This is a genomic window from Xylophilus rhododendri (assembly GCF_009906855.1).
In the GTDB taxonomy this organism is placed as follows: Bacteria; Pseudomonadota; Gammaproteobacteria; order Burkholderiales; family Burkholderiaceae_C; genus Xylophilus; species Xylophilus rhododendri.
Map to the genome: position 1 here is coordinate 5441009 of NZ_CP047650.1, position 22850 is coordinate 5463858.

Genomic DNA, 22850 nt, shown 5'->3' on the forward strand with positions numbered 1-22850 from the left:
GTTCAACCTCACTTGATGGTCAGTTTGATATCAGGGGTTTCCTGAGTCATTTCCGCGATGTTCCAGCGGAAGAACAGGGCCGTGTCGAGCGTGCCGTTGTTCTTCTGGCGCTTGTAGCCGATGGACACCTGCTTGAAGACCATCTCCACGTCCTGCGAGACGGCGCCGTCCTCGCCGCCCTTGCTCGACACCTTGGTGATGAACACGTCCTTGGCGCTGAGCTGGAAGTACAGCTCGGGCTGGTCGCCACCGGTCTGCTTGAGCATGTCGATGGTGCAGGACTTGAAGTGGGTGCCGCGCACGATGAACTGCATCAGCACCGGCGAGGACTTGTCGTAGTAGTGGGTGAAGTTCAGCACGCCGGGGGTGGGCTTGCCGACGGCCGCGCCGGTGCCCTTGAGGTGGCTGGCCTCGGCCTCCACGTCCCAGCCCCAGTCGCTGATCTCGATCCAGCCGCCGGAGCCGAGATGGCCCGGCTGCAGCGATTCGCCCGGGGCGGTGCCGCCGTCGAGCTTCTCGAACTTGATGAATGCGTTTCCTGGCATGTTCTAACTCCAGTTCTTTGGTTGTCAGCGTTAGGCGTGCTGTGGCGCTCAGGATTTCTCGGAAGGCAGCTTGGACACGAGGCGCAGCGACACCGACAGGCCTTCGAGCTGGTAGTGCGGCTTGAGGAAGAACTTGGACTGGTAGTAGCCCGGAGCGCCTTCGACTTCCTCGATCACCACCTCGGCGGCGGCCAGCGGGCGCTCGGCCTTGGTCTGCTCGGTGGAGTTCTCCGGGTCCCCGTCGACGTACTGCTGGATCCAGCTGTTGAGCCAGCGCTCCATGGCGTCGCGTGTCTTGAAGGAGCCGACCTTGTCGCGCACCATGCACTTCAGGTAGTGCGCGAAGCGGTTGCAGGCGAACATGTACGGCAGGCGGGCGGCCAGGGCGGCGTTGGCGGTGGCGTCGGCGTCGTCGTACTCGGTGGGCTTTTGCAGGGACTGGGCGCCGATGAAGGCGGCGAAGTCGCTGTTCTTCCTGTGGATCATGGCCAGGAAGCCGTTCTTCGACAGCTCGGCTTCGCGGCGGTCGGAGATGGCGATCTCGGTCGGGCACTTCATGTCCACGCCGCCGTCGTCGGTGGGGAAGGTGTGCGAGGGCAGGTTCTCCACCGCGCCGCCGGACTCCACGCCGCGGATGCGCGAGCACCAGCCGTATTCCTTGAAGGAGCGGTTGATGTTGGTGGCCATGGCGTAGGCCGCGTTGCACCAGGCGTACTTGTCGTGGTCGTCGCCGGTGGTGTCTTCCTCGAAGTCGAAGGCATCGACCGGGCTGGTCTTGGCGCCGTAGGGCAGGCGGCCGAGGAAACGCGGCATGCACATCGCCAGGTAGCGGGCATCGTCGCTTTCGCGCAGCGACCGCCAGGCGGCGTATTCGGGCGTGGTGAAGATCTTGGTCAGGTCGCGCGGATTGGCCAGTTCCTGCCAGGAGTCCATCTGCATCACGGTGGGCGAGGCGCCGGTGATGAAGGGGGCGTGGGCGGAGGCGGCGATCTTGCTCATTTCGCCCAGCAGTTCCACGTCCGGCGGGGAATGGTCGAAGTGGTAGTCGCCGACGATGGCGCCGAAAGGCTCGCCGCCGAACTGGCCGTACTCTTCCTCGTAGAGCTTCTTGAACAGCGGCGACTGGTCCCAGGCCGTGCCCTTGTAGCGCTTGAGGGTCTTGCCGAGTTCCTGCTTGCTGATCGGCATGACGCGGATCTTGAGCTGCTCGTCGGTCTCGGTGTTGTTGACCATGTAGTGCAGGCCGCGCCAGGCCGATTCCAGCTTCTGGAAGTCGCCGTGGTGCAGGATCAGGTTGACCTGCTCGGAGAGCTTCTTGTCGAGCGCGGCGATCATCGATTCGATGCTGGCGACGGTGTCGCTGCTGATCAGCTTGACGTCGGCCAGGGCCTGCTGGGCCAGGGTCTGCACCGCCGATTCGACGGCCGAGCGGGCCTCGTCGGACTTGGGCTTGAATTCCTTGTTCAGCAGCGACGCGAAGTCGTTGCCCTCGAAGGTGACGCCCGTCAGAGCGCTGTCTGCTTGTACTGCTTGTTCAGCCATGGGGGTTGCTCCGGTCGGGGTGGATCAGTTGCCGTCGCCCGGCTTGGCCGTGGCGCTCAGGGATTGCAGCAGCGAGGGGTCGTTGAGGACCTTGTTGATCAGCTCTTCGGCGCCGCCCTTGCCGTCCATGTAGGTGACCAGGTTGGACAGCTGCTGGCGTGCCTGCAGCAGCTTGTTGAGGCCTTCGACCTTGGCGGCCACGGCGGCCGGGGAGAAGTCGTCCATGTTCTCGAAGGTCAGGTCCACCGAGAGGTTGCCTTCGCCGGTCAGGGTGTTGGGTACGGTGAAGGCCACACGCGGCTTCATGGCCTTCATGCGGGTGTCGAAGTTGTCGACGTCGAACTCCAGGAACTTGCGGTCGCCGACCGGCGGCAGCGGGTCTTCGGGCTTGCCGGCGAGGTCGGCCATCACACCCATCACGAAGGGCAGCTGGATCTTCTTTTCAGCGCCGTACAACTCGACGTCGTACTCGATCTGCACACGAGGCGCGCGGTTGCGCGCGATGAATTTCTGGCTGCTACCCATGGTGGATCTCCGCTTGCGTCTAGGACAGGAAAAACGAGGGCTGCGGGCCGCTCGCCGGTGGTCGTTTTCGAAAAAAAAGGGGCGCGGTTCGCGTCCCTCAATAGGAGTCGGAGCCCTCGTTGAGGGTCTCCGGGTCTACGCCCAGGATGCGGGCGATCTCGCCGACGGCATCGGGCGCCAGGTCCTTGATCAGGTGCAGGAAGCCCTTGTCGATCAGGCGTTCGGCACGGCGCAGCAGCAGCTGCGCCGGGTTGGTGGGTTCGTGGCGGTCGAGGTAGGCGCAGATCAGGCCGATGGCGCGGATCGCGTCCTGGCGGCTCTCCACGCTGTGCACGCCGCTGGTGCCGGCGCGGCGGGCGCCCGGCGCGGCCGATGCGGCGGCGGGCGTGGCGCTGTCGTCGCCGGATTCATCGCTGGCGGATTCGCCGTTGTCGCCGTCCTCGCCGCCTTCGGCCGAGGCCTCGCCCGAGGGCAGCAGCGACTGCACGGCGGTGAGCATGCCGCGCAGGGTCTTGACGTCGACCGCGCTGTCGATGCCGAAGCGGTCGTTCATCAGGCGCTGCAGGGCCTTGAGCGCCTCCAGGCCTTCGTCGGTGGCTTCGCGCACCTTCTGGGCCATCTCGGGCATGTCGGCGAGCATGCCGGTGATCTGGCCGGCGGTGGGGCCGAATTCGTCGGCGCGCGGCGCCAGGCGCTCCAGCGCGATCTCCACGTCGCGCACCCGGGTGCCGCCCATGTGGCGGTCCATCACCAGCTGGGCGGAGCGCACGTCGCCGAGCAGGCTGTCGAGCGAATCCAGGGCGCCGAGGGCGCTGAGGCGGGCGAAGGTGTCGCCGTCGTCCGGGTCGGGACGGGGATGCAGGGTGTCCCAGAAGTTGTCGAGCAGGCCGTGGATCAGCACCAGGCCGGGCGCCAGCGCGGGCAGGCCTTCGAGGTTGAGCACGGCGCGGGTCCAGAGCAGGGCCACACGCAGGTCGCGGGTGCGCTGGAACAGGCCTTCGGCCAGCTCGCGGGCCAGCGGCCAGGCGGGCGGTTCGGCGGGGCCGAACTGGGTCTCGGGCCGGCCGTTGGCGGCCTGGGTCAGCTCCATGAAGGCCGGGTCGTATTCCAGGTCCTCGCCGGTGGTGTCCTCGGCCAGGGGCTCCAGCCAGGGCATGACGGATGCCTTATCCATGTGGGCAGCCTCGCATTTTCAAAATGCAAGAAAAGTAAGCATCCAGCATGGACGGACAGGCGAGCATGGCGGTGGAGTTTCCTCGCCCGGAGGCGTTAATTTCGGGGCCGAATGTAACACTATGCAGCAGCGCGACGCAGGAAAAAATGCGCTTTCCCGCGGGTCATTTTTTCGTCATTTCAGAGGAGCATGGTCCCTAAGCCGCGGCTGTGCCAAGCGATTTTCGAGACGCTAGGGTTTAACCTCATATCTTGATCGTGTGCTTGACGTCAACGCGGTATTGACTGCCGAAATTTGCTTGCGCATGCCTATTTTGATGGCAAACGGCCATGGCTAACGGCACAATTGGTTTCATTACTTCTCGCTATGCAGACCCGGGCTTCGCGCCTCGTCCACACGCCACCATGCATCCAGATCCGCAGCCGTCGAATTCCCCTGGCGAGGCCCCGGCATGAGCGACAGGAGCAGCCTGCCGGACGATGACCGCACCCAGGTCCTGACCGACGCACCCACCGGCCTGCCGGGCCAGGCCTCCTTCGGCGGCGCGGCGGCCGACGATGCCACCGTGATCCGCACGCCCGGCGCACCGCCGCCGGCAGCATCCGAAGACAAACACGACGCCAGCCTGCTGGCCATCGGCGCCCGTGTCGCCGAGTTCGAGATCACCCGGGTGGTGGGGCAGGGCGGTTTCGGCGTGGTCTACGAGGCGCACGACCACACGCTGGAACGCCAGGTGGCCATCAAGGAGTACCTGCCGACATCCCTCTCCACCCGCCAGCCCGAGGGCGGCGTGGTGCCGCTGTCGGAACGCCACCGCGAGACCTTCGACCTGGGCATGCGCAGCTTCATCAACGAAGCCAAGCTGCTGGCCCAGTTCGACCATCCCTCGCTGCTCAAGGTCTACCGTTTCTGGCAGGAGCGCGGCACCACCTATATGGTGATGCCCTTCTACCAGGGCGACACCCTGCGCGACGCGCTGGCCGCCGCACACGCCAGCCACGAAGGCGTGGACGAGGGCTGGCTGCTGCAGGTGATGGACGGCGTGACCCAGGCCCTGGGCGTGATGCACGCGGCCAATTGCTTCCACCGCGACATCGCGCCGGACAACATCCTGCTGCTGGAGGGCTCCGGCCGCCCGGTGGTTCTGGACTTCGGCGCGGCGCGCCGTGTCATCACCGACAAGACGCAGGCGATGACGGTGATCCTCAAGCCCGGCTACGCGCCCATCGAGCAGTACGCCGAGATGCCGGACATGTCGCAGGGCCCGTGGACCGACGTCTATGCGCTGGCGGCGGTGATGCATGTGGCGGTGACGGGCAAGTCGCCGCCGCCTTCCATCGCACGGATGATGTCGGACAGCTACGAGCCGCTGGCGGCCCAGACAGCGCTGCTGCAGCGCTTCGGCGTGGAGGTGCTGGCCGCCATCGATGCCGGGCTGGCGGTGCGGCCGGACGGCCGTCCGCAGTCCATGGACGAATTCCGCATCGCGCTCGGACTGGGGCCTTCGCCGGCCCAGGAGGGCGCGACCGTGGCGATGCCGGGCAGCGGTCGGGGCGGCAGTTCCGGTCCGCGCACGACGACCCGCATGCCGACGCAGCCTGGAGCGAAGACGGCGCCCAAGGTGCAGGAGCAGAAGGGCAACAAGACTGCATTGATCGCCGCCGTGGTCGCGGTGGTGGTCGTCGGCGGTGCGGGCGCCTTCTGGTGGTCCGGCCGGTCCGCGCCGGTGCCGGTTGCCAGCACCGCACCTGCAGCGGCAGCACCGGCCGTGGCCGCAGCCCCGGCACCGACCGCGCCGCCCCAGGCCGCTCCCCGCACGCCGCTGCAGTCACTGCAGGCCCTGGCCGACGGCGCCGCGCCCGATTTCGCGGTGAGCGCCAAGGCGGTCAAGCCGGTGGTCGCCATCGGCAAGGACAAGCTGGGCTTCGAGATCCGCAGCGCGCGCGAGGGCTTCGCCTATGTCTACATGCTGTCCAGCGGCGGGGAGCTTTATCTGATGTTCCCTAACCTGCTGGACAAGTACAACAAGGTGACGGCCAACCAGACCCTGACGCTGCCGCGCGCCTCCTGGCCGATGAATTCCGGCGGACCCGCCGGCACCAACGAATTCGTGGTGGTGGTGAGCGAGCACGAGCGCGACTACAGCGCCGCCGGCACCCAGAGCGACGGCGTGTTCCCGCAGTTCCAGCTGCCGGTGCTGGCCGCGCTGGAGACCGCGCGCGGCACCGGGCCGACGCCCTTGCTGGGCAAGCCGGTGTGCCAGGGCGGGGCGCCCTGCAACGACGTCTATGGCGTCGCCCGTTTCAGCATCGTCGAGAAATAAACCATGGCGTGGCCGGGCCGCGCGGCGGCCGGCCCGCCCGCGCAGCAGAAGGACGCCATGAGCCATTCCACAGCCTCTCTCGCCCCGAAGACCGCCGCCGTGCTGGCCACGCTGGCCGCGCTGCTGGCCGGCTGCCAGAGCAATCCGCCGGCGCCGCCGCAGACCCTGCAGCCGGCGCCCGAAGGCGTGCCGCCGCCGACCAGCTCGGCCACGCCGGTGCCCGGCACCAGCTTCGTGATCGGCAACCCCGGCGCTGTCGTCGCCGCGGCCGCACCCACGGCCGCCGCGGCGCCGCGCGAGCAGGCCGCCGCTTCGCTGGGCGCCAGCGTGGCCGGGCAGGCGCGCACCTTCTCGACCCAGCTGGCCACCTACACGGCGGTCGGCTTCGGCACGGTGCCGGGCTGGTCGCGCGACGATTTCTCCGAGACCTGGCCGGCCTTTCTCGGCAGCTGCAAGGTGCTGACCGGGCGCGGCCCGCAGTGGAAGGATGTGTGCCAACGCGCCGCCCAGGTGGACGGCAAGAACACGGCCGCCATCCGCAACTTCTTCGAGAACGACTTCTCGGCCTACCAGATCCGCGACGACGACCGCCGGCCCGAAGGCGTGGTCACCGGCTACTTCGAGCCCGAGATCGCCGGCAGCCGCAACTATTCGCCGCCCTATATCTACCCGGTGTACGGCCCGCCGGAGGACATGCTCTTCCTGGACACCCGCAAGCTGCCGCGCGGCAATGGCACGGTGGCCGCCCGCATCGAGGGCCGCAACGTGGTGGTGCAGCAGGGCCTCTCCACCCGCGACATGGGCGCGCCCGGCCTCTACGCGCTGGACCTGGGCTCGGTCACCCGCGACACCCTGGACCGCAAGGTGCGCCTGCGCATCCAGGGCAAGCTGCTGCTGCCGTATTTCACCCGCGCCGAGATCGAGACCAAGGGCGCGCCCAACGCCAAGGTGCTGGCCTTCGTCAGCAACGCGGGTGCGCTCTACGAGATGCAGATCCAGGGCTCGGGCCGCATCAAGCTGAGCAACGGCGAGATCGTGCGGGTGGCCTATGCCGAGCAGAACGGCCAGCCCTTCAAGCCCACGCTGGCCAAGAAGGCCGACGGCACGCCGCGCAGCCCCGTCAAGACACGCGGCAGCAGCGTGGAGCTGGAACTCGACGACGACGGCGACGACGATGCGGGCGATACCGACACCTCGGTGATCCGCACCCGCGGCTTCACCCTGGCGCGGCCCGAGGCCAGCGGCGCGGTGATGGTGCCGGGCCAGCGGGTGAGCGGCGCGGTCACCGGCTCCGGTATCTCGGACCCGAGTTATGTCTTCTTCAAGGAGGCCGGCGGCAACGGCGCCGGCCCGGTGGGTGCCTTCGGCGTGGCGCTGCAGCCGGGCCGCTCGATCGCGGTGGATCCGCGCAGCACGCCGCTGGGTTATCCGGTCTTCGTCTCCACCCGCACGCCGGGCAGCGGCGCACCGATGCAGCGCCTGACCATCGCCCAGGACACCGGCGGCGCCATCCGCGGCGCGGTACGGGCCGACTATTTCTTCGGCAACGGCCAGCAGGCCGCCACCAGCGCGCGCCGCATGAAGGAGCCGGGCCAGCTGTGGATCCTGCTGCCGCGCGGCATGGCGGTGGCCGCGGCCTCGGCCACTTCGAACATCCGGACCCGCGGCGCCGCCGTGGGCTCCGACCTGCCGCAATGCCTGGTCCCCGACGACGAAAGCTGTGCCGATGATTAAGAAGCTGCTGATCGCCCTGGCCGCCGCGCTGGCCACCCTGCCGGCCGCGGCGCAGACGGCGGCGCCGGATGCCGAAGCCGCCGCCGGCCGCCAGGAGCAGGCCCGGCTGGCCGACTCCGACACCCTGCTGGCGCTCAGCAACGACGGCGCGCTGCTGTATGCGCAGGATCCGGTCAAGCTCTCCGGCTACCAGTACTGCAGCCAGGCCATCGCCCTGGCCGAGACGGGCGAGTTCCGCCAGAGCGTGCGTGCCGCCAGCAAGGCGCTGCACCTGGCCAACACCACCCGCGATCCCAATCTGCTGGCGTTGTCGAACCGGGACCTGTCCATCGTCTACAGCTACTCCGGCCAGCTCGACAAGGCCGAGGAATTCGCCCGCGAATCCCTGCGCTACACCGCCAAGAATCCCAAACTCACGGTTGGCCCGGCCCACAAGGTGCTGGGTGACGTGCTGACCCGCCGGGGCGACTTCGCCGGCGCGGTGCTGGAATACGACCAGGCCCTGGCCAACAGCACCGAGCGCTACGCGCCGCTGGTGAAGGCCTCGCTGGTCAATGCGCTGATCGATTCGGGCGACACGGTGCGTGCCCGCCAGGTCTTCTCAGAACTCGCCAAGCCGCAGGACGCGACGCTGGCCCTGCAGATCGACCGCACCCGCGCCCGCCTGCTGCTGGCCGAGAAAAAGCCGGCCGAGGCGCGCGACGCCTACCTGCAACTGGCCGCGCGCAAGACCGGCAACGACGCGGGCTACTACCAGCTCTGGGCCTGGGACGGCGTGGCGCAAAGCGAGCTGGCCCTGGGCAATCCCAAGGCCGCGGCGGACGCCACCGGCAAGGCGCTGGCCGACATCGACTCGGTGCGCGCCAAGTTCCGCAGCGAGGAATTCAAGATGGGCCTGTTCTCCGACCTGCAGTCGGTGTTCGAGCGCGCCATCGACCTCTACGGCAGCACCGGCCAGACCCGCGAGGCCTTCGAGGTCAGCGAACGCAGCCGCTCGCGCGCGCTGCTGGATGCGGTGCGCGGCCGGGCCAAGGTGGGCGGCGAATCGCTGGCCACGGTGGACCTGGCCACGCTGCAGCGCGACCTGCGGCCGGACGAGCGGGTGGTGGAGTTCCATTCGCTGCCGGGGCGGCTGCAGGTCTGGCTGATCGGGCCGGACAGCATCCGCGGCAGCAGCGTCGCCATCACCCGCGACGCGCTGACCGAGCTGGTCGAGGGCTTTCGCAACTCGGTGGTGCGCGGCCGCCGCACGGCCATCGCCAATGCCGACAAGCTGGGCGCGGCCCTGCTCGGCCCGCTGGACCTGCAGCCCGGCCAGCGCCTGGTGGTGGTGCCGCACGGCCCGCTGCACTACCTGCCCTTCCAGGCGCTGCGGCTGAACGGCCGCTACGTCATCGAGACGCATCCGGTCTCGGTCGCGCCTTCGATGAGCATCGCGGTGCAGCTGGCCCAGCGCTCGCCGGTGGTCAGCGCCAGCCTGACGGCCTTCGGCAACCCGCGCATCGAAGACAAGTACGAGCTGCCCGGCGCGGCGGCCGAGGTGAAGGAGCTGGCCCGCATCATCCCGGCCAGCACGCTCTACACCGGCACGGCGGCCACCAAGACGCAGTTCCGCGAGGCGGCGTCGCGCACACCCATCATGCATGTGGCCGCGCATGCCGAGGCCGACCAGGTCGATCCGCTGTATTCGCGCATCCTGCTGGCCAACGAGAACGGCAAGCAGAACTTCCTGGAAGCCAACGAGATCATCGGTATGCCCTTGCAGGGGACGGCCCTGGTCACGCTGTCGGCCTGCGAATCCGGCCTGGGCCGCATCACCCAGGGCGACGAGGTGCTGGGCTTCACCCGCTCCTTCCTGTCGGCCGGCACTTCCAGCCTGATCAGCTCGCTGTGGCCGGTGTCGGACGACGCCACCGCCGTGCTCATGGGCACCCTGTATTCCGAACTCGCCAAGGGCAACGACGTGCAGCGGGCCATGCAGGCCGGCCAGCTCGCCGTGCTGAAGGATCCGCGCCTGGCGCATCCCTTCTTCTGGGCACCGTTCAACCTCATCGGCAACTGGCGCCTGAAAATCGGGACCCCGGCATGAAGCGAAAGAACCCCTGCGCGGCCCTCGCGGCCCTGGCCCTGGCGGCACCGGCCGTGTTCGCGGCCGACGACACCACGCTGCTGCCCACCGCCGATCCCTGCGCCGCCTGCAGCCGGCCGGCCAATCCGCAGAGCCTGCCGGCCACGCCCGCGCCGGCGGCCGTGCCGTCCTTCAGGCTCGAAGGCGTGCGGCTCACCGGCGCGCAGGCGCTGGGGCCGGCCGATACCGACGACATCGTCAAGCCCTATATCGGCCGCAACATCACCCTGGCCGACCTGGAAGTGCTGGCCCAGTCGCTCACCGCCCGCTGGCGCGAGCGCGGCTACTTCCTGGCCCAGGCGGTGATCCCGGTGCAGACGGTGCAGAACGGCGTGGTCGAGATCAGCGTGGTCGAAGGCCGCATGGGCCAGATCGAGGTGCAGGTGGCCCCCGACGCGCCGATCAGCGAGGCCCGGGTACGCGGCTTCCTGGCGCCGGTGGAGGTGGGCAAGGCGGTCAACGCGCCTTCCTACGAAAGGGCGATGCTGCTGCTGTCGGACCAGCCCGGCATCCGCGTGGGTTCCGGCCTGCAGGAAGGCCTGAAGACCGGCACCACCGACCTGGCGGTGGAAGTGACCGCCGCCCCCCGCTACAGCTTCGCCGCCGAGGCCGACAACCAGGGCACCAAGGAACTGGGCCGCTACCGGGTCGGCGGCACCATGCGCTGGCTGAGCCCGCTGGGCATCGGCGACAACCTCGATGCGCGGCTGCTGGTCTCCGACACCAACGCCCTGCAGTTCGGCCGCCTGGCCTACGAGGCGCCCATAGGCACCAGCGGCCTGCGCGCGGGCGTGGGCATAGGCCGCATCAACTACGAACTCGGCGGCGCCTTCACCGCGCTGGACGCGAGGGGCAAGGCCGACGTGGCCGATTTCTCGCTGAGCTACCCGGTGATCCGCCAGCGCCAGCACAACCTGTTCCTGCGCCTGACGGCCGACACCAAACGCCTGACCGACGAGTTCCGCGCCCTGTCCTACGAATCGAAGAAACACATCAACGGCCTGGGCCTGGGCTGGACCTGGGAGCGGCGCGACGATTATTTCGGCGGCGGCTACTTCGCGAGTTCCGGCACGCTCTACCGCGGCGACCTGTCCATCCAGAGCCCCGACGCGCTGAGCTTCGACCAGAGCCCGGCCGGCCATGCCACCGAGGGCACGTACCACAAGATCAACTTCCAGCTCTCGCGGCTGCAGGCGATCACGGCCCGGCATTCGCTGTATGTGTCGGTGGGCGCCCAGCGCGCCGGCGGCAACCTCGACCCTTCCGAAAAACTCTCGCTGGGCGGCGCCCGCGCGGTGCGCGCCTATGCCAGCAGCGAGGCGCTGGTGGACGAGGGCGCCATCGGCATCGTGGAATGGCGCTGGTCGTACAACGACGAGCTGACGCCCTTCGTCTTCTACGACGCGGCCCACGGCCAGCAGGTGCGGCGCACCACGCCCTTCGACGGTACCAACGGCATCAGCCTGCGCGGCTACGGCATAGGCGCGGCCTGGTCCAAGCCGGGCAACTTCTCGATCAACGCGACGCTCGCCTGGCGCGACGGCACGCGGGTCGCACTCACGGATGGCGGCGACCGCAATCCGCGTCTCTACATCCAGCTGCAGAAGGTCTTCTGACATGACGCGCGCCATCCAAACCCGCCGCCGGCTTCCGGGCCGCCTGAAACCCGTCGCCCTGGCGCTGGCCTGCATGGGGCTGGCGCCGGCCATGGGGCAGATCCTGCCGACCAACCCGACACTGGTCGGCGGCAGCGCCACCGTGGGGACGGCGCAGGCGCTGGCCAACGGCGGCCTGGCGCTGGGCATCAACCAGACGACCAACCGCGCCATCCTGAATTGGCAGAGCTTCTCCATCGGTGCGCTGGACCAGGTCAACGTGGTGCAGCAGGCCGCGTCGGCCGTGCTGCTCAACCGCGTGACGGGTCTGCAGGCCTCGACCATCGCCGGCAAGCTCACCAGCATGCTGGCCGGCAGCCCGGGCACGACCGGCGGATCGGTCTACCTGATCAACCCGAACGGCGTCACCTTCGCCAACGGCGCGGTGGTCAATACCGGCGGGCTGCTGGCGTCCACCATGGACATCGACGGGCCCGACATGGCCACCCGCAACGCCACCTTCATGACCACGGGCACCGTCCCCAACGGAGCGCGCGCCGAGCTGAGCTTTGCCGCCAACGGCACCAACAGCGGCCGTGTCACGGTGGAGCAGGGCGCCAGCATCACCGCCGTACCCGCCGCCTCCACCGGCACCGGCGGCGCGGTCACGCTGCTGGGCGCATCGGTGAGCAACGCCGGCACCATCAACGCCGATCGCGGCTCGGTCAACCTGGGCGCGGCCGCCAATGTGACGCTGATCGTCGATCCGGTCGGCGACGGCCTGACCACGCTGCGCATCAACTCGCCCTCGGCCATCGGCGCGCTGGTGGAGAACACCGCCACCGGCAGCATCAGCGCCGATGGCGGCGTGGTGGCCCTGCGCGCCGCATCCACCGCCGCCGAGACGGTGGTGCGCCAGGCCGGCGTGCTGCGTGCCCGCACCCTGGGCACACGCGGCGGCCAGGTCGTGCTGGACGGCAGCGCGGGCAACACGCAGAACATGGTCCGCATCGAAAGCGGCAGCAGCACCGATGCCATGGGTACCGACGGCGCGGCCGGCGGCAGCGTCACCGTCAACGCCCAATTGCTGCGTTTCGACGGCGGCAGCATCGACGCCAGCGGCAGCACCGGCGGCAGCGTCACCCTGTCGGCCGGCAACGCGCTGGCCATGGGCCCGCAGGCCAGCATCGCCGCCAACGGCAGCACCGGCGTGGGCGGCACGGTCCGCGTGCAAACCACCAGCATCGAGACGACCGAGGACCAGTTCGGCGCCAACACCGGCGCCGCCGCCCATGTCTCCGGCCAGATCAGCGCACGCGGCGCGACCGACGGCGGCAGCATCTATACCGGCGCGGGCACGCTGGAGATCGGTGCGACGGCGGTCATCGATGCCGCAGGCGGCACTGGCGCCAACGGCCGCTGGACGCTCGACTCCGGCCACGCGCTGACCATCGCGAACAGCGATTCGGGCGGCGCGCCGACCTATTCCTCGGGCAACTTCCCTTCGGGCAGCAACGAATCCTCCATCGCGGACCTGGCCATCGGCACCACGCTGGGCCTGGCCACCGACGTGGTCATCAACAGCCAGGGCAAGCCCGCCTACACCTACTACAACAGCGATGGCGTGCAGTTCGACTACGGCAGCTCCATCGCCAAGACGCAGGGCCGCGCCAGCACACTCACCGTCAATTCCGACACCACCATCAACATGAGCTTCAGCTCGGCGATCAGCGCCGTGGCGCCGGCCGGCGCGCTGAACGTCAACTTCAATTCCGATGCCAGCGGTGCGCCCCTGGGCGCTCCGGATATCCAGAACGCCTCGGACGGCCAGCAGCGCCGGGGCACGATCTTCCTGGACAGCGCCACCATCGCCACCAACGGCGGCGATATCCGTTTCTACGGCCAGAGCGATGCGGTCAACGGCCGTGCGGTGGGCGGCCCGCCGACCCAGTTCCTGGCGCGCCTGGCCGCCGTCAATTCCAACGGCAGCCAGGACGGCATCCAGATCTCCGGCAGCACACTCGACACCTGCGCCGGCACGAACTGCGGCGGCACCGGCGCCATCTCGCTGCGCGGGCAGGGCGCCACGGTGTACGACGGTTCCAGCTATCTCGACGGCGGCAGCGGCGTCGTGCTGCAAGGGACCGTGCTCCAGGCCGGCAGCGGCGGCATCACACTGGACGGCCGCGGCGGCCTGGGCGCCAACGGCGTGGGCATCGGGCTCTATTACACCGAGGGGCCGACCGTGGTTTCCTCGCTGACATCGACCGGCAACATCGCCATCACCGGCAGCAGCCGGGGATGGCAGGCGGGCGACCCGGTGGCCACCTACTCCAGCAGCGACAGCGCGGGCGTGGCCATCGACTCGGCGACCCTGTCGGCGGCCAACATCGCCATCACCGGCACCGGCGGGGACACCAGCGTATTGCAGGCCGCGCCGGGGTTCGCCAGCACCACCCTGAACTACTACGGCGGCAACAGCCAGACCTTCGCGGCATCCAACGGCGTCGCCCTCTCGGGCAGCAGCCTCACGGCCGGCAGCGGCGGCAACATCGCCATCACCGGCACGGCCGGCTCCGGCGCCTTCATCGTGCAGTCCGACAGCGGCAGCGGCAACGCCGTCGTGGTGCAGGACGCAGGCGCCTACGGCGTGGCCATGCTCGCCAGCGCCACCAACGGCCTGCAGGCCTCGGGCGGCCAGGTCAGCATCACGGCCGGCAGCGGCGACGTGCTGCTGCAGCAATACAGCGGCAACGCCACCCAGTTCGATGCGGTGGGCAACACGAATCTGTCGCTGATCGACACCAGCGCCAGCGGCACCGGCAACGGCGGCAACATCACGATCACCGGCCGCAACATCCTGATCCAGGGCGTGGACACCACGGCCACCCTCGATGCCCGTGGCCAGAACGGCGGCAACATCACCGTGCGCGGCACGTCGGACGGCGGCGCCAACGCCAGCGGTTTCGTGGCACTGGACAGCACCACCAGCCTGCTGGCCAGCGGCGGCAGCGCCGGCAACCTGCCGGGCAACGGCGGCAACATCACGGTGCTCGGCGATACCGCGCTGCTGGCTTACGGCCTGCTGCAGGCACGCGGCGGCAGCAGCGGCGGCAATGGCGGCACCATCGAGACCTCCGGCGGCGCGCTCGACCTCACCGGCCTGCGGATCGACGCGGGGGCGCCGGCCGGCACCGCCGGCAAATGGGTGATCGACCCCTTCGATGTGGGCATCGTGCACGGCAACGCCATCGGCAGCCTGCCGACCAATCCCTTCGTGGCGCCGGCCGCCTCCACCATCCAGGACGGCGACATCAACCGCGCGCTCAATGCCGGCACCAGCGTGACCATAGGCACCGGCGCCACCGGCAGCGGCTCGGCCTTCTCGGGCGACATCACCTTCGACTCCGGCGTGGACATCAACTACTCCGGCAACCTCGGCACGCTCACCCTGCAGTTCGACGCCAACCGCAGCATCCGCTCGCTGGCGCCGGACGTCACCATCCGGTCCACCGGCATCTCGGCGCTCAACGTGGTGTTCAATGCCGACGCCAACAACAGCGGCCCTTCGGTGGGCGGCGGCCAGGTGAGCTACGACGGATCCATCCTCACCAATGGCGGCAACGTCACCATGAAGGGCAACTGGTCGGCCACCGGCAACGGCGACACCGGCCTGCACCTCACCGGCCTGATCGACACGCGTGTGGGCCAGAGCGATGCCGGCGCGGGCGGCAACATCACCCTCACCGGGCTCACCACCACACCGGTGGCCAATCCGGATTCGAGCCAGCCGGGCGTGTGGCTCAACGGCGCCTCGCTGTTCGCCAGCACCGGCAACGTGACGGTGACCGGCAGCAGCACCAACAACACCGGCGTGCGCATCGACGGCGACGGCGGCGCGGGGCAGGGCATCTCCACCACCAGCGGCAACATCGTCATCACCGGCCTGGGCACCGACCGGCCGGGCTTCGGCTCCGGCCCGGCGCAGTCGTCTTCCGGCGTGGAGACGGTCGGCGCGGTGGCGATCGGCTCGACCACCGGCGCGATCGCGCTGCACGGCCGCGTGGCCGACACCGCCAAGTCCGGCTCGACCAGCGCGGGTGTGCACCTCGGCGGCAACACGCTGGTCAGCAGCAGCGTCAGCGGCGATATCGACCTGACCGGCAGCGCAACGGCCAACGGCCTGGGGCTGTGGAACGAGGCCACGGTGAGCACCGGCGGCACCGTGGTGCTGCGCGCGGGCAACGACGGCAGCAGCGATGCCATCGCGATCGCCGGGACGGTGCAGGGCAACACCGCCATCGACCTGCGCCCGGGCGGTGTCGATGCCAGCGGCGCGGTGGCCGACCGCAATACCGATGCGGTCGACATCGGGTCGGCCGCCGGCACCGGCTTCGCGCTGTCGGCCGCCGATTTCTCGCAGCTCTCGGCGCCCGCCGTCATCGTGGGCAGCAGTGCCTTCGCGGGCAATATCGGCGTCAATGGCGCGCTGTCCCGGACGGGCGCCCTGGCGCTGCAGAACGGGGGCGGCGGCAACATCACCATCGATGCACCGCTGTCGGCCACCGGCGCGCTGGGCCTGCTGTCGGGCGGCAACATCACGCAGACATCAAACGGCGCCATCACCGCGCCCAGCCTGCTGGCGCGCAGCACCGGCGGCAACGTCGACCTGCAGAACGTGGCCAACAACGTGGCGCTGGTCGGCGGCGGCGCTTCCGGCAGCTTCAGCTATGTGGATGCCGACCAGTTGGCCATCGCCGCCGTGTCCGCGCCCGCCTACGACGCCGCAGCGCAGCAGGCGCAGACGGCCACGGCCGGCCAGCTGACCAGCTCCGGCGCGACCCTGTTGCGCACGGTGACGCAGGACCTGGTGCTGCAGGCCGCGGTGAACTCCAGCGCCACCGTGGACCTGGTGGCCGGCGGCCTGTTCCGCAACTCCGGCAACAACAGCGTGACGGCCAGCCGCTGGAACATCTGGTCGAGCAGCTATACCGGCGAGATCCGCGGCGGCCTGGCCGGCAACGGACCCCTGCCCAATCTCTACGGCTGCACCTACCTGGGCACCTGCGCGGTGACGGTGCCTGCCACCGGCAACCACTTCATCTACACGCAGCGGCCGACGGCGACCGTCACCGTGGCCGACGCCACCCGGGTGGAGGGCACGGCCAACCCGGCCTTCAGCTATGGCGTGAGCGGCACCATCCTGGGCGATACCGCATCGAGCTTCAGCGGCACGCCCACCACCACGGCCACCGCGTCGAGCGCGCCGGGCAGCTACGCCATCGGCGGCAGCTTCCTCTCCACGGCGGGCTATCTCATCAACCTGGTGCCGGGGCGGCTGGTGGTGACGGCCGCGCCGCCGGTCGTCGTGCCGCCGCCGCCGGTGGTGGTGCCGCCGCCGGTCGTCACGCCGGTCACGCCGCCGGCCAGCCTGCTGGCGCGGGTGCCGCTGGCCGAAGCCATGGCCGATACCTCGGACATCCACACCTACACCTTCGACCGCAACATCGGCCCGCCGCCGATCTGCGCGGCTACCGGGCCGCTGGACGCAGACCGGGTGTCGCAGGGCAACGACGTGCTGGCGCGGGAATGGTCGCGGGTGCGCTCACGGCCCAATCTGGCCAGCTGCGTGGCCACCGAGCGGCGTAATGGCTGCGCCGACTTCTAGCCGGGCGATGCTTTCGTCGTGCCTGCCGCGTGAAACCTGACGGGAGCCCAACCGCGCAAAACGCATGGCCTCTGCCCGTCGCGCGGCAGGAGAGTGCCGATACTGGCGGCTTCACGACAGGGGCCCCGATGAACGCTCTTCCTTCGCGCAGCCATTACGTCCGCCAGCGCAATGCACCGCTGTGGCGACCGATCCAGGCGCGCCGCCGCCGGACCGCCGAAGTGCGCAAGAAACGCGAGGAAGCCTTCGGCGATTCGCTGTTCCAGCGCACCTGGCTGCCGCCGGAGGACCAGATGACGCCCTACGACCTGGAAACCCAGGCCTGGCCCGACTCCCGCCACCTGCGCTGGGCCGTGACGGTTTCCAGCCTGGTGGCATCGACCGTCATCGCCTGGCTGCTCTGGCGCATCTTCGTGGCGACCTGAGCCGGCCCGCCGCCCCTCAGTGCCGCGAACGCGGCCCGCAGGCGGCGTTGAGGATGCGGCGCTTGGGATCGGGCGAGAGGCCGCCGAAAGCCATGGGCTTTGGCTGAACGAAGGTCTCGGTGCGGCTCTCGCCTTGCCAGAACGGTTCTGGAAAACGCTCCTGGCTGTCGTGAAAAACCGACTGGCTGGCGCAGTCCACGGTGATGTGGGAGACATAGGACTGGTAGACCTCGCCACCGTCGAGCTTGCGCGCCTGGGCCAGGTTCACCCGGAAGCGCAGCATCAGCCGGTCGCCCTTGCGCACGAGGGTGGAGCTGTCGAGCTGCGCCGTGTCCACCGCCGGATCGTTCTTGTCGCCGATCAGGGTGAACCATTCGACGGCCTGCGCCAGGCCGCACGAACCGAAGAGAAGCAAAAAGGCCAGGATACGCGCGGACATCGCCCATGTTAGCGCGCCGCGCCACGCCCACCGGCGCCGAGCCCCCGTGCCGGCCTCAGAAGAAGCGGTTGGCCGGCCGCGCCAGGCCCAGGTGGTCGCGCAGGGTGGTGCCCTGGTATTCGGTGCGGAACAGGCCGCGCCGCTGCAGCTCCGGCACCACCTTGTCGACGAAGGCGTCGAGGCCGCCGGGCAGCCAGGGGAACATTACGTTGAAGCCGTCGCTGCCGCGGGTCTCCAGCCATTCCTCCATCTCGTCGGCGATGCTTTGCGCGGTGCCGACGAAGGCCATGCCGCCGTAGCCGCCCATGCGCTGGGCGAGCTGGCGCACGGTGAGGCCTTCGCGCGCGGCCAGGGCGATGGCGCGTTCGCGGCTGCTGCGGCTGGCGTTGGTGGGCGGGATGTCGGGCAGGGGCCGTCGGGGTCGAAGCCGGAGGCGTCGTGGCCGAGCGCGATCGAGAGCGAGGCGATGGCGCTTTCGTAGTGCACCAGGCTGTCGAGCCGGGCGCGGATGGCGCGCGCCTCTTCCAGGGTGTCGCCCACCACCACGAAGGCGGCGGGCAGGATCTTCAGCGAGCCCGGCGCGCGGCCGGCGGCGGCCAGGCGCTGCTGGATGTCGGCATAGAAGGCCTGGGCCTCGGCCAGGTTGCCGTGGGCGGCGAAGATCACCTCGGCCGTCTCGGCGGCGAGCTGGCGGCCGGCGTCGGATGCGCCGGCCTGCACGATCACCGGCCAGCCCTGGGGCGGCCGGGCGATGTGCAGCGGGCCGCGCACCGACAGGTAGTGGCCGCGGTGGTCCAGAGTGTGCAGGCGGGAGGGGTCGAAGAAGATGCCGCTTTCCGGGTCGCGCACGAAGGCGTCGTCGGCCCAGCTGTCCCACAGGCCGGTGACCACGTCGTAGAACTCGCGGGCGCGGTCGTAGCGCTCGTCGTGCTCCATGTGCTCGTCCATGCCGAAGTTGCGGGCGGCGTCGGGGTTGGAGGTGGTGACGATGTTCCAGCCGGCCCGGCCGCCGCTGATGTGGTCCAGCGAGGCGAAGCGGCGGGCGATGTGGAAGGGCGCGTCGAAGGTGGTGGAGGCGGTAGCGACCAGGCCGATGCGTTCGGTCGCCTGGCTCAGCGCCGACAGCAGGGTGAAGGGCTCGAAGGAGGTGGCGGTGTGGCTGCGCTGCAGGGCCGCCATCGGCATGTTGAGCAGGGCCAGGTGGTCGGCCATGAAGAAGGCGTCGAACTTCGCGCGCTCCAGCGTCTGCGCGAAACGCTTGAGGTGGGCGAAGTTGAAGTTGGCATCGGCGAAGGCGCCGGGATAACGCCAGGCGCCGGTGTGGATGCTGACGGGGCGCATGAAGGCGCCGAGATGGAGTTGGCGGTCGCGGGTCACGGGGACGTTGCTCCTGGGTGGGATGCGGACATCGGCCATTGTGGGTGGCTGATGTTCTCCTTGCCGCTGCTCGGCTATCGGCTTGGTGCTACACGAGCCCGAGGGCGGCCAGCGCCACCAGCGTGGGCAGGGCCGCGCCCAGCAGCAGGCGCGGCGCGCCCACCGATGCCCGGGCGAAGCCATGGCGCAGCAGGGCCACGCCGCCGGGGTTGGGGCCGTTGGCGAAAACGGTGAGGCCGCCGCCGGCGAGGGTGCCGGTCAGCAGGCTGTGGCGGGCCTCTTCGGAAATGCCGGCGACCAGCGCGGCCAGGCAGGCCAGGGTGGTGTTGTCGGCAAGGCTGCTCAGGGCCGCGGCGCCGAAGAAGAGCAGGCGCGGCGACAAAGCCGAGAGGGCCGGCTGCAGCCACCACTGCTGGCCGGCGCCCAGCACGATCAGCCCGGCGACGAACAGCGCGGCCAGCAGGGCCTGGCGCAGCAGGGGCGGGTCCTGGTGGCGCCGGCTGGCCCGGGTGAAACCGAGGTAGAGCAGAAACACCGCCAGGAAGGCCGGGGCCTGCCGGCAGAGCAGCACGGTGGCCGCCAGGAAGGCGAGGTGGGCCAGCATCAGCGGCAGCGGAACCTCGCGCAGGGCCGCTGGCTCGCGCGGCGTCCGCAGGTGTGCGCGCAGCGCCCAGGCGGCCAGCGTGGCGTTGGCCAGCATCGCCAGCACGGCCCGCCAGCCGAAGCTCGCCAGGCGCAAGCCCTCGTCCCATGTGCCCGCCGCGGCGGCCAGCCTGGCCGGCGGCGCCAGCGTGGTGAGCATGCCGCCCAGCGAGACATTGACGAAGAGCACGCCGAGCGCGAGGTACTTGAGGCGCTCCGGCATGTCGGGCCGGAAGACCAGCGGCGCCAGCGTCAGCGCCGCGATCGTCATCGCAGCCGGCCCGGTGATCAGCGAGCCGAGCATCGGCACGGCCGCCAGGCCCAGCCAGACCCGCGCCACCGCCTGCCGCGCGGGTAGGGCGCCGGCCAGCGCATCGATGGCGCCCAGCACCGCCTGCAGCACCGGCCGCGAGGCGGCGATCACCATCACCACGAAGACGAACAGCGGCTCGGTATAGCGGTAGGACCCGGCATGGGCCAGGGCCGGCGCGGGCCCGGCGACCAGGGCAATGGCCAGCAGCAGCACCAGCGCCCAGAGCGCGAAGGCGATCTCGATCTGACCGATCAGCCGCCACAGGCCGGCATGGCGGGGAAAGCGCAGCGACAGGCGCAGCAGCCGGGGAGCGGCAAAGCCGTGGAGGAGGGCGGCCGCGAAAAGCAGGGCGGCGAGGATGTCCAGGAAGGGCGCGTTCGGTGTCATGGCTGGCGTGTGCGGACCGCGTGGCGGCCCGACCATCGCTGACACCTGCCCGCCGGAATGTTCCGGCCGACACCTCTTGAGGCGGCGGATTCTATCGGCCCGCCGCGGCCCTGCCGGCGGCGCGGATCGCAAATAAATTTTCAGCGCCTGTAACCCGCAGCGGGCCTGGCACGAACTTCCATGGCGACCCGATGGTGGGCCGCAGGAGAAGAAGCCCCATGTCCCAAGCCGTGTTTGATGCGCCACTGCCGCCCATCCATCCCCTGTGGATGCGCATCAGCCATTGGCTCAATGCCGCAGCCGTGCTGCTGCTGGTGGCCAGCGGCTGGCGCATCTACGACGCCTCGCCCTTCCTGGGTTTCAGCATCCCCGCCGGCTTGACCCTGGGCGGCTGGCTGGGCGGCGCCCTGCAATGGCATTTCGCGGCGATGTGGCTGCTGGTGGCCAACGGCCTGTTCTACCTGGGCATGAACATCGGCACCGGCCGGCTGGCGCGCAAGTTCTTTCCCTTGACCGCCGCCGGGGTGCTGCGCGATGCGCTGGCGGCGCTGCGCGGCCGGCTCTCGCATGCCGATCCGCGCCACTACAACAGCGTGCAGCGGCTGGCCTATCTGTTCGTGATGCTGGACCTGGCGCTGATCGTGCTGTCCGGCCTGGTGCTGTGGAAATCGGTGCAGTTCGCCTTGCTGCGCGAGCTGCTGGGCGGCTACGAATTCGCCCGGCGCATCCACTTCGCCGGCATGGCGATGCTGGTGGCCTTCATCGTGGTGCACCTGGCGATGGTGGCGCTGGTGCCGCGCAGCCTGCTGGCCATGCTGGGCGCGCGCGGGCAGGAGAAGTCGGCATGAGTTTCTTCAAACGCCCCATTGCCACCCAGGTGGATGCCGACGCGGTGCTGATCGATGCCCGCAAGCTGATCGAGAAACGTCTGTCCCCATCGTCGCGCCGGCATTTCCTTCGCGGCTCGCTGACGCTGGGCGGGCTCTCGCTGCTCACCGGCTGCGCCCTCGACGGCGATGCCGATGTGGAAGCGGCGCTGCAGCGCATCTCTCGCTTCAACGACGGCGTGCAGGGCCTGCTGTTCGATCCCCGGCAGCTGGCGCCGACCTACAGCCAGGACATGATCACCCGGCCTTTCCCCTTCAACGCCTATTACGGCGAGGACCAGGTGCGGGTGGTCGAGGAGGCGGGCTACCGGCTGGAGGTTTCCGGCCTGGTGGCCGACAAGCGCCGCTGGACGCTGGCGCAGTTGCGCGCCATGGCGCAGCAGGAACAGATCACCCGCCATATCTGCGTGGAAGGCTGGAGCGCCATCGGCCGCTGGGGCGGCGTGCCCTTCGGCGATTTCCTGCGCCGCGTGGGTGCGGACCTGGGGGCGAAATACGTCGGCTTCCAATGCGCGGACGACTACCACACCAGCATCGACATGGCGACCGCGCTGCATCCGCAGACCCTGCTGGCGCTGAGCTACGACGGTGCGCCGCTGCCGCCCAAATACGGCTTCCCGATGAAGCTGCGCATGCCCACCAAGCTGGGCTACAAGAACCCCAAACACATCACGGCCCTGTACGTCACCAACAGCTTTCCAGGCGGCTACTGGGAAGACCAGGGCTACAACTGGTTCGGCGGCAGTTGAGCGGATTTCTCCGCTCCGCGCCGCGGACGCGCGACCGGGTCCGGCTGCGGACGCCGGCGCATTTTTCTCCATCCACCCCCTAAGGACTTCAGCATGAACAAGATCTCCACCGCCGTGTTCGCCGCCTGCCTGGCCGCAGCTTCCCTTTCCGCCCTGGCTGCCGACGAGATGGGCAAGAGCGGCAGCATGGCCAAGGATTCGATGGCCAAGGATTCGATGTCCAAGGATTCGATGTCCAAGGACGCGATGAAGAAAGACGGCATGAAGAAGGACGCCATGTCCAAGGACGCCATGAAGAAGGACGAGATGAAGAAGGACGAGATGAAGAAGGACGACATGGCCAAGCCCGACGCCATGATGAAGAAGTAATCCATCTGCAACCGGCCTTTCTGCCGGC

Annotated in this window: 15 protein-coding genes and 1 pseudogene; 9 read left to right on the forward strand and 7 right to left on the reverse strand. The window is 69.5% G+C overall.

Annotated elements, in window-relative coordinates:
• Positions 1–8: 8 nt before the first annotated feature.
• The 4 genes from GT347_RS25155 to tssA form a co-directional block, all read right to left on the reverse strand.
• Positions 9–545 (reverse strand): Hcp family type VI secretion system effector, encoded by a 537-nt coding sequence (locus GT347_RS25155; RefSeq protein WP_160554797.1) that lies wholly within the window; start codon positions 543–545, stop codon positions 9–11.
• A 48-nt stretch (positions 546–593) separates the two neighbouring features.
• Entirely contained in the window at positions 594–2087 is a 1494-nt protein-coding gene (tssC, locus tag GT347_RS25160; protein ID WP_160554798.1) for a type VI secretion system contractile sheath large subunit, read from the reverse strand.
• Between the two features lie 24 nt (positions 2088–2111).
• Positions 2112–2612, reverse strand: a complete 501-nt coding sequence (gene tssB, locus GT347_RS25165; protein WP_160554799.1) for a type VI secretion system contractile sheath small subunit — start codon at positions 2610–2612, stop codon at positions 2112–2114.
• A gap of 97 nt (positions 2613–2709) precedes the next feature.
• Entirely contained in the window at positions 2710–3786 is a 1077-nt protein-coding gene (tssA, locus tag GT347_RS25170; protein ID WP_160554800.1) for a type VI secretion system protein TssA, read from the reverse strand.
• A gap of 451 nt (positions 3787–4237) precedes the next feature.
• Between tssA and GT347_RS25175 the strand changes: the two genes are divergently transcribed.
• The 6 genes from GT347_RS25175 to GT347_RS25200 all read left to right on the forward strand — a co-directional run bounded on the left by GT347_RS25175 (position 4238) and on the right by GT347_RS25200 (position 17659).
• Positions 4238–6109, forward strand: coding sequence for a serine/threonine-protein kinase (locus tag GT347_RS25175; RefSeq protein ID WP_160554801.1), 1872 nt, complete (start codon positions 4238–4240; stop codon positions 6107–6109).
• Between the two features lie 57 nt (positions 6110–6166).
• Positions 6167–7843 carry a murein transglycosylase A gene (gene mltA, locus GT347_RS25180; protein WP_160554802.1) on the forward strand — a complete coding sequence of 559 codons (1677 nt, stop codon included), beginning with the start codon at positions 6167–6169 and terminating at the stop codon, positions 7841–7843.
• Positions 7836–9932, forward strand: a complete 2097-nt coding sequence (locus tag GT347_RS25185; protein WP_160554803.1) for a CHAT domain-containing protein — start codon at positions 7836–7838, stop codon at positions 9930–9932. The genes mltA and GT347_RS25185 overlap by 8 nt, the downstream gene beginning before the upstream one ends.
• A complete protein-coding gene (locus GT347_RS25190) occupies positions 9929–11587 on the forward strand; it encodes a ShlB/FhaC/HecB family hemolysin secretion/activation protein (RefSeq protein WP_160554804.1) in 1659 nt (552 codons plus the stop codon). The genes GT347_RS25185 and GT347_RS25190 overlap by 4 nt, the downstream gene beginning before the upstream one ends.
• 1 nt (position 11588) lies before the next feature.
• The gene (locus GT347_RS25195) at positions 11589–17234 is read left to right on the forward strand and encodes a beta strand repeat-containing protein (RefSeq protein ID WP_160554805.1); all 5646 of its coding nucleotides are present in this window, start codon (positions 11589–11591) and stop codon (positions 17232–17234) included.
• Positions 17235–17362: 128 nt separating this feature from the next.
• A complete protein-coding gene (locus tag GT347_RS25200; protein WP_160554806.1) occupies positions 17363–17659 on the forward strand; it encodes a hypothetical protein in 297 nt (98 codons plus the stop codon).
• Positions 17660–17675: 16 nt separating this feature from the next.
• On the opposite strand, the gene GT347_RS25205 is transcribed toward GT347_RS25200, so the two are convergent.
• The 3 genes and pseudogenes from GT347_RS25205 to GT347_RS25215 form a co-directional block, all read right to left on the reverse strand.
• Positions 17676–18098 carry a surface-adhesin E family protein gene (locus GT347_RS25205; RefSeq protein ID WP_160554807.1) on the reverse strand — a complete coding sequence of 141 codons (423 nt, stop codon included), beginning with the start codon at positions 18096–18098 and terminating at the stop codon, positions 17676–17678.
• A 55-nt stretch (positions 18099–18153) separates the two neighbouring features.
• Positions 18154–19514: pseudogene (locus tag GT347_RS25210) on the reverse strand (LLM class flavin-dependent oxidoreductase).
• A 49-nt stretch (positions 19515–19563) separates the two neighbouring features.
• Positions 19564–20817, reverse strand: a complete 1254-nt coding sequence (locus tag GT347_RS25215; protein ID WP_160554808.1) for a putative Na+/H+ antiporter — start codon at positions 20815–20817, stop codon at positions 19564–19566.
• A 218-nt stretch (positions 20818–21035) separates the two neighbouring features.
• Between GT347_RS25215 and GT347_RS25220 the strand changes: the two genes are divergently transcribed.
• The 3 genes from GT347_RS25220 (at position 21036) to GT347_RS25230 (ending at position 22822) form a co-directional block, all read left to right on the forward strand.
• A complete protein-coding gene (locus GT347_RS25220) occupies positions 21036–21665 on the forward strand; it encodes a cytochrome b/b6 domain-containing protein (RefSeq protein WP_160554809.1) in 630 nt (209 codons plus the stop codon).
• Complete coding sequence (locus tag GT347_RS25225) at positions 21662–22453, forward strand: molybdopterin-dependent oxidoreductase (protein WP_160554810.1); 792 nt, start codon at positions 21662–21664, stop codon at positions 22451–22453. The genes GT347_RS25220 and GT347_RS25225 overlap by 4 nt, the downstream gene beginning before the upstream one ends.
• 93 nt (positions 22454–22546) lie before the next feature.
• Complete coding sequence (locus tag GT347_RS25230) at positions 22547–22822, forward strand: pentapeptide MXKDX repeat protein (RefSeq protein ID WP_160554811.1); 276 nt, start codon at positions 22547–22549, stop codon at positions 22820–22822.
• Positions 22823–22850 lie beyond the last annotated feature (28 nt).

What these genes read in the sequence shown, in the direction of transcription:
- GT347_RS25205 (WP_160554807.1), bottom strand. Translation starts at nt 18,098, where the DNA reads ATGTCCGCGCGTATCCTGGCCTTTTTGCTTCTCTTCGGTTCGTGCGGC.
- GT347_RS25155 (WP_160554797.1), bottom strand. Translation starts at nt 545, where the DNA reads ATGCCAGGAAACGCATTCATCAAGTTCGAGAAGCTCGACGGCGGCACC.
- tssC (WP_160554798.1), bottom strand. Translation starts at nt 2,087, where the DNA reads ATGGCTGAACAAGCAGTACAAGCAGACAGCGCTCTGACGGGCGTCACC.
- GT347_RS25220 (WP_160554809.1), top strand. Translation starts at nt 21,036, where the DNA reads ATGTCCCAAGCCGTGTTTGATGCGCCACTGCCGCCCATCCATCCCCTG.
- GT347_RS25185 (WP_160554803.1), top strand. Translation starts at nt 7,836, where the DNA reads ATGATTAAGAAGCTGCTGATCGCCCTGGCCGCCGCGCTGGCCACCCTG.
- GT347_RS25175 (WP_160554801.1), top strand. Translation starts at nt 4,238, where the DNA reads ATGAGCGACAGGAGCAGCCTGCCGGACGATGACCGCACCCAGGTCCTG.
- GT347_RS25230 (WP_160554811.1), top strand. Translation starts at nt 22,547, where the DNA reads ATGAACAAGATCTCCACCGCCGTGTTCGCCGCCTGCCTGGCCGCAGCT.
- GT347_RS25190 (WP_160554804.1), top strand. Translation starts at nt 9,929, where the DNA reads ATGAAGCGAAAGAACCCCTGCGCGGCCCTCGCGGCCCTGGCCCTGGCG.
- GT347_RS25195 (WP_160554805.1), top strand. Translation starts at nt 11,589, where the DNA reads ATGACGCGCGCCATCCAAACCCGCCGCCGGCTTCCGGGCCGCCTGAAA.
- tssB (WP_160554799.1), bottom strand. Translation starts at nt 2,612, where the DNA reads ATGGGTAGCAGCCAGAAATTCATCGCGCGCAACCGCGCGCCTCGTGTG.
- GT347_RS25225 (WP_160554810.1), top strand. Translation starts at nt 21,662, where the DNA reads ATGAGTTTCTTCAAACGCCCCATTGCCACCCAGGTGGATGCCGACGCG.
- GT347_RS25215 (WP_160554808.1), bottom strand. Translation starts at nt 20,817, where the DNA reads ATGACACCGAACGCGCCCTTCCTGGACATCCTCGCCGCCCTGCTTTTC.
- tssA (WP_160554800.1), bottom strand. Translation starts at nt 3,786, where the DNA reads ATGGATAAGGCATCCGTCATGCCCTGGCTGGAGCCCCTGGCCGAGGAC.
- GT347_RS25200 (WP_160554806.1), top strand. Translation starts at nt 17,363, where the DNA reads ATGAACGCTCTTCCTTCGCGCAGCCATTACGTCCGCCAGCGCAATGCA.
- mltA (WP_160554802.1), top strand. Translation starts at nt 6,167, where the DNA reads ATGAGCCATTCCACAGCCTCTCTCGCCCCGAAGACCGCCGCCGTGCTG.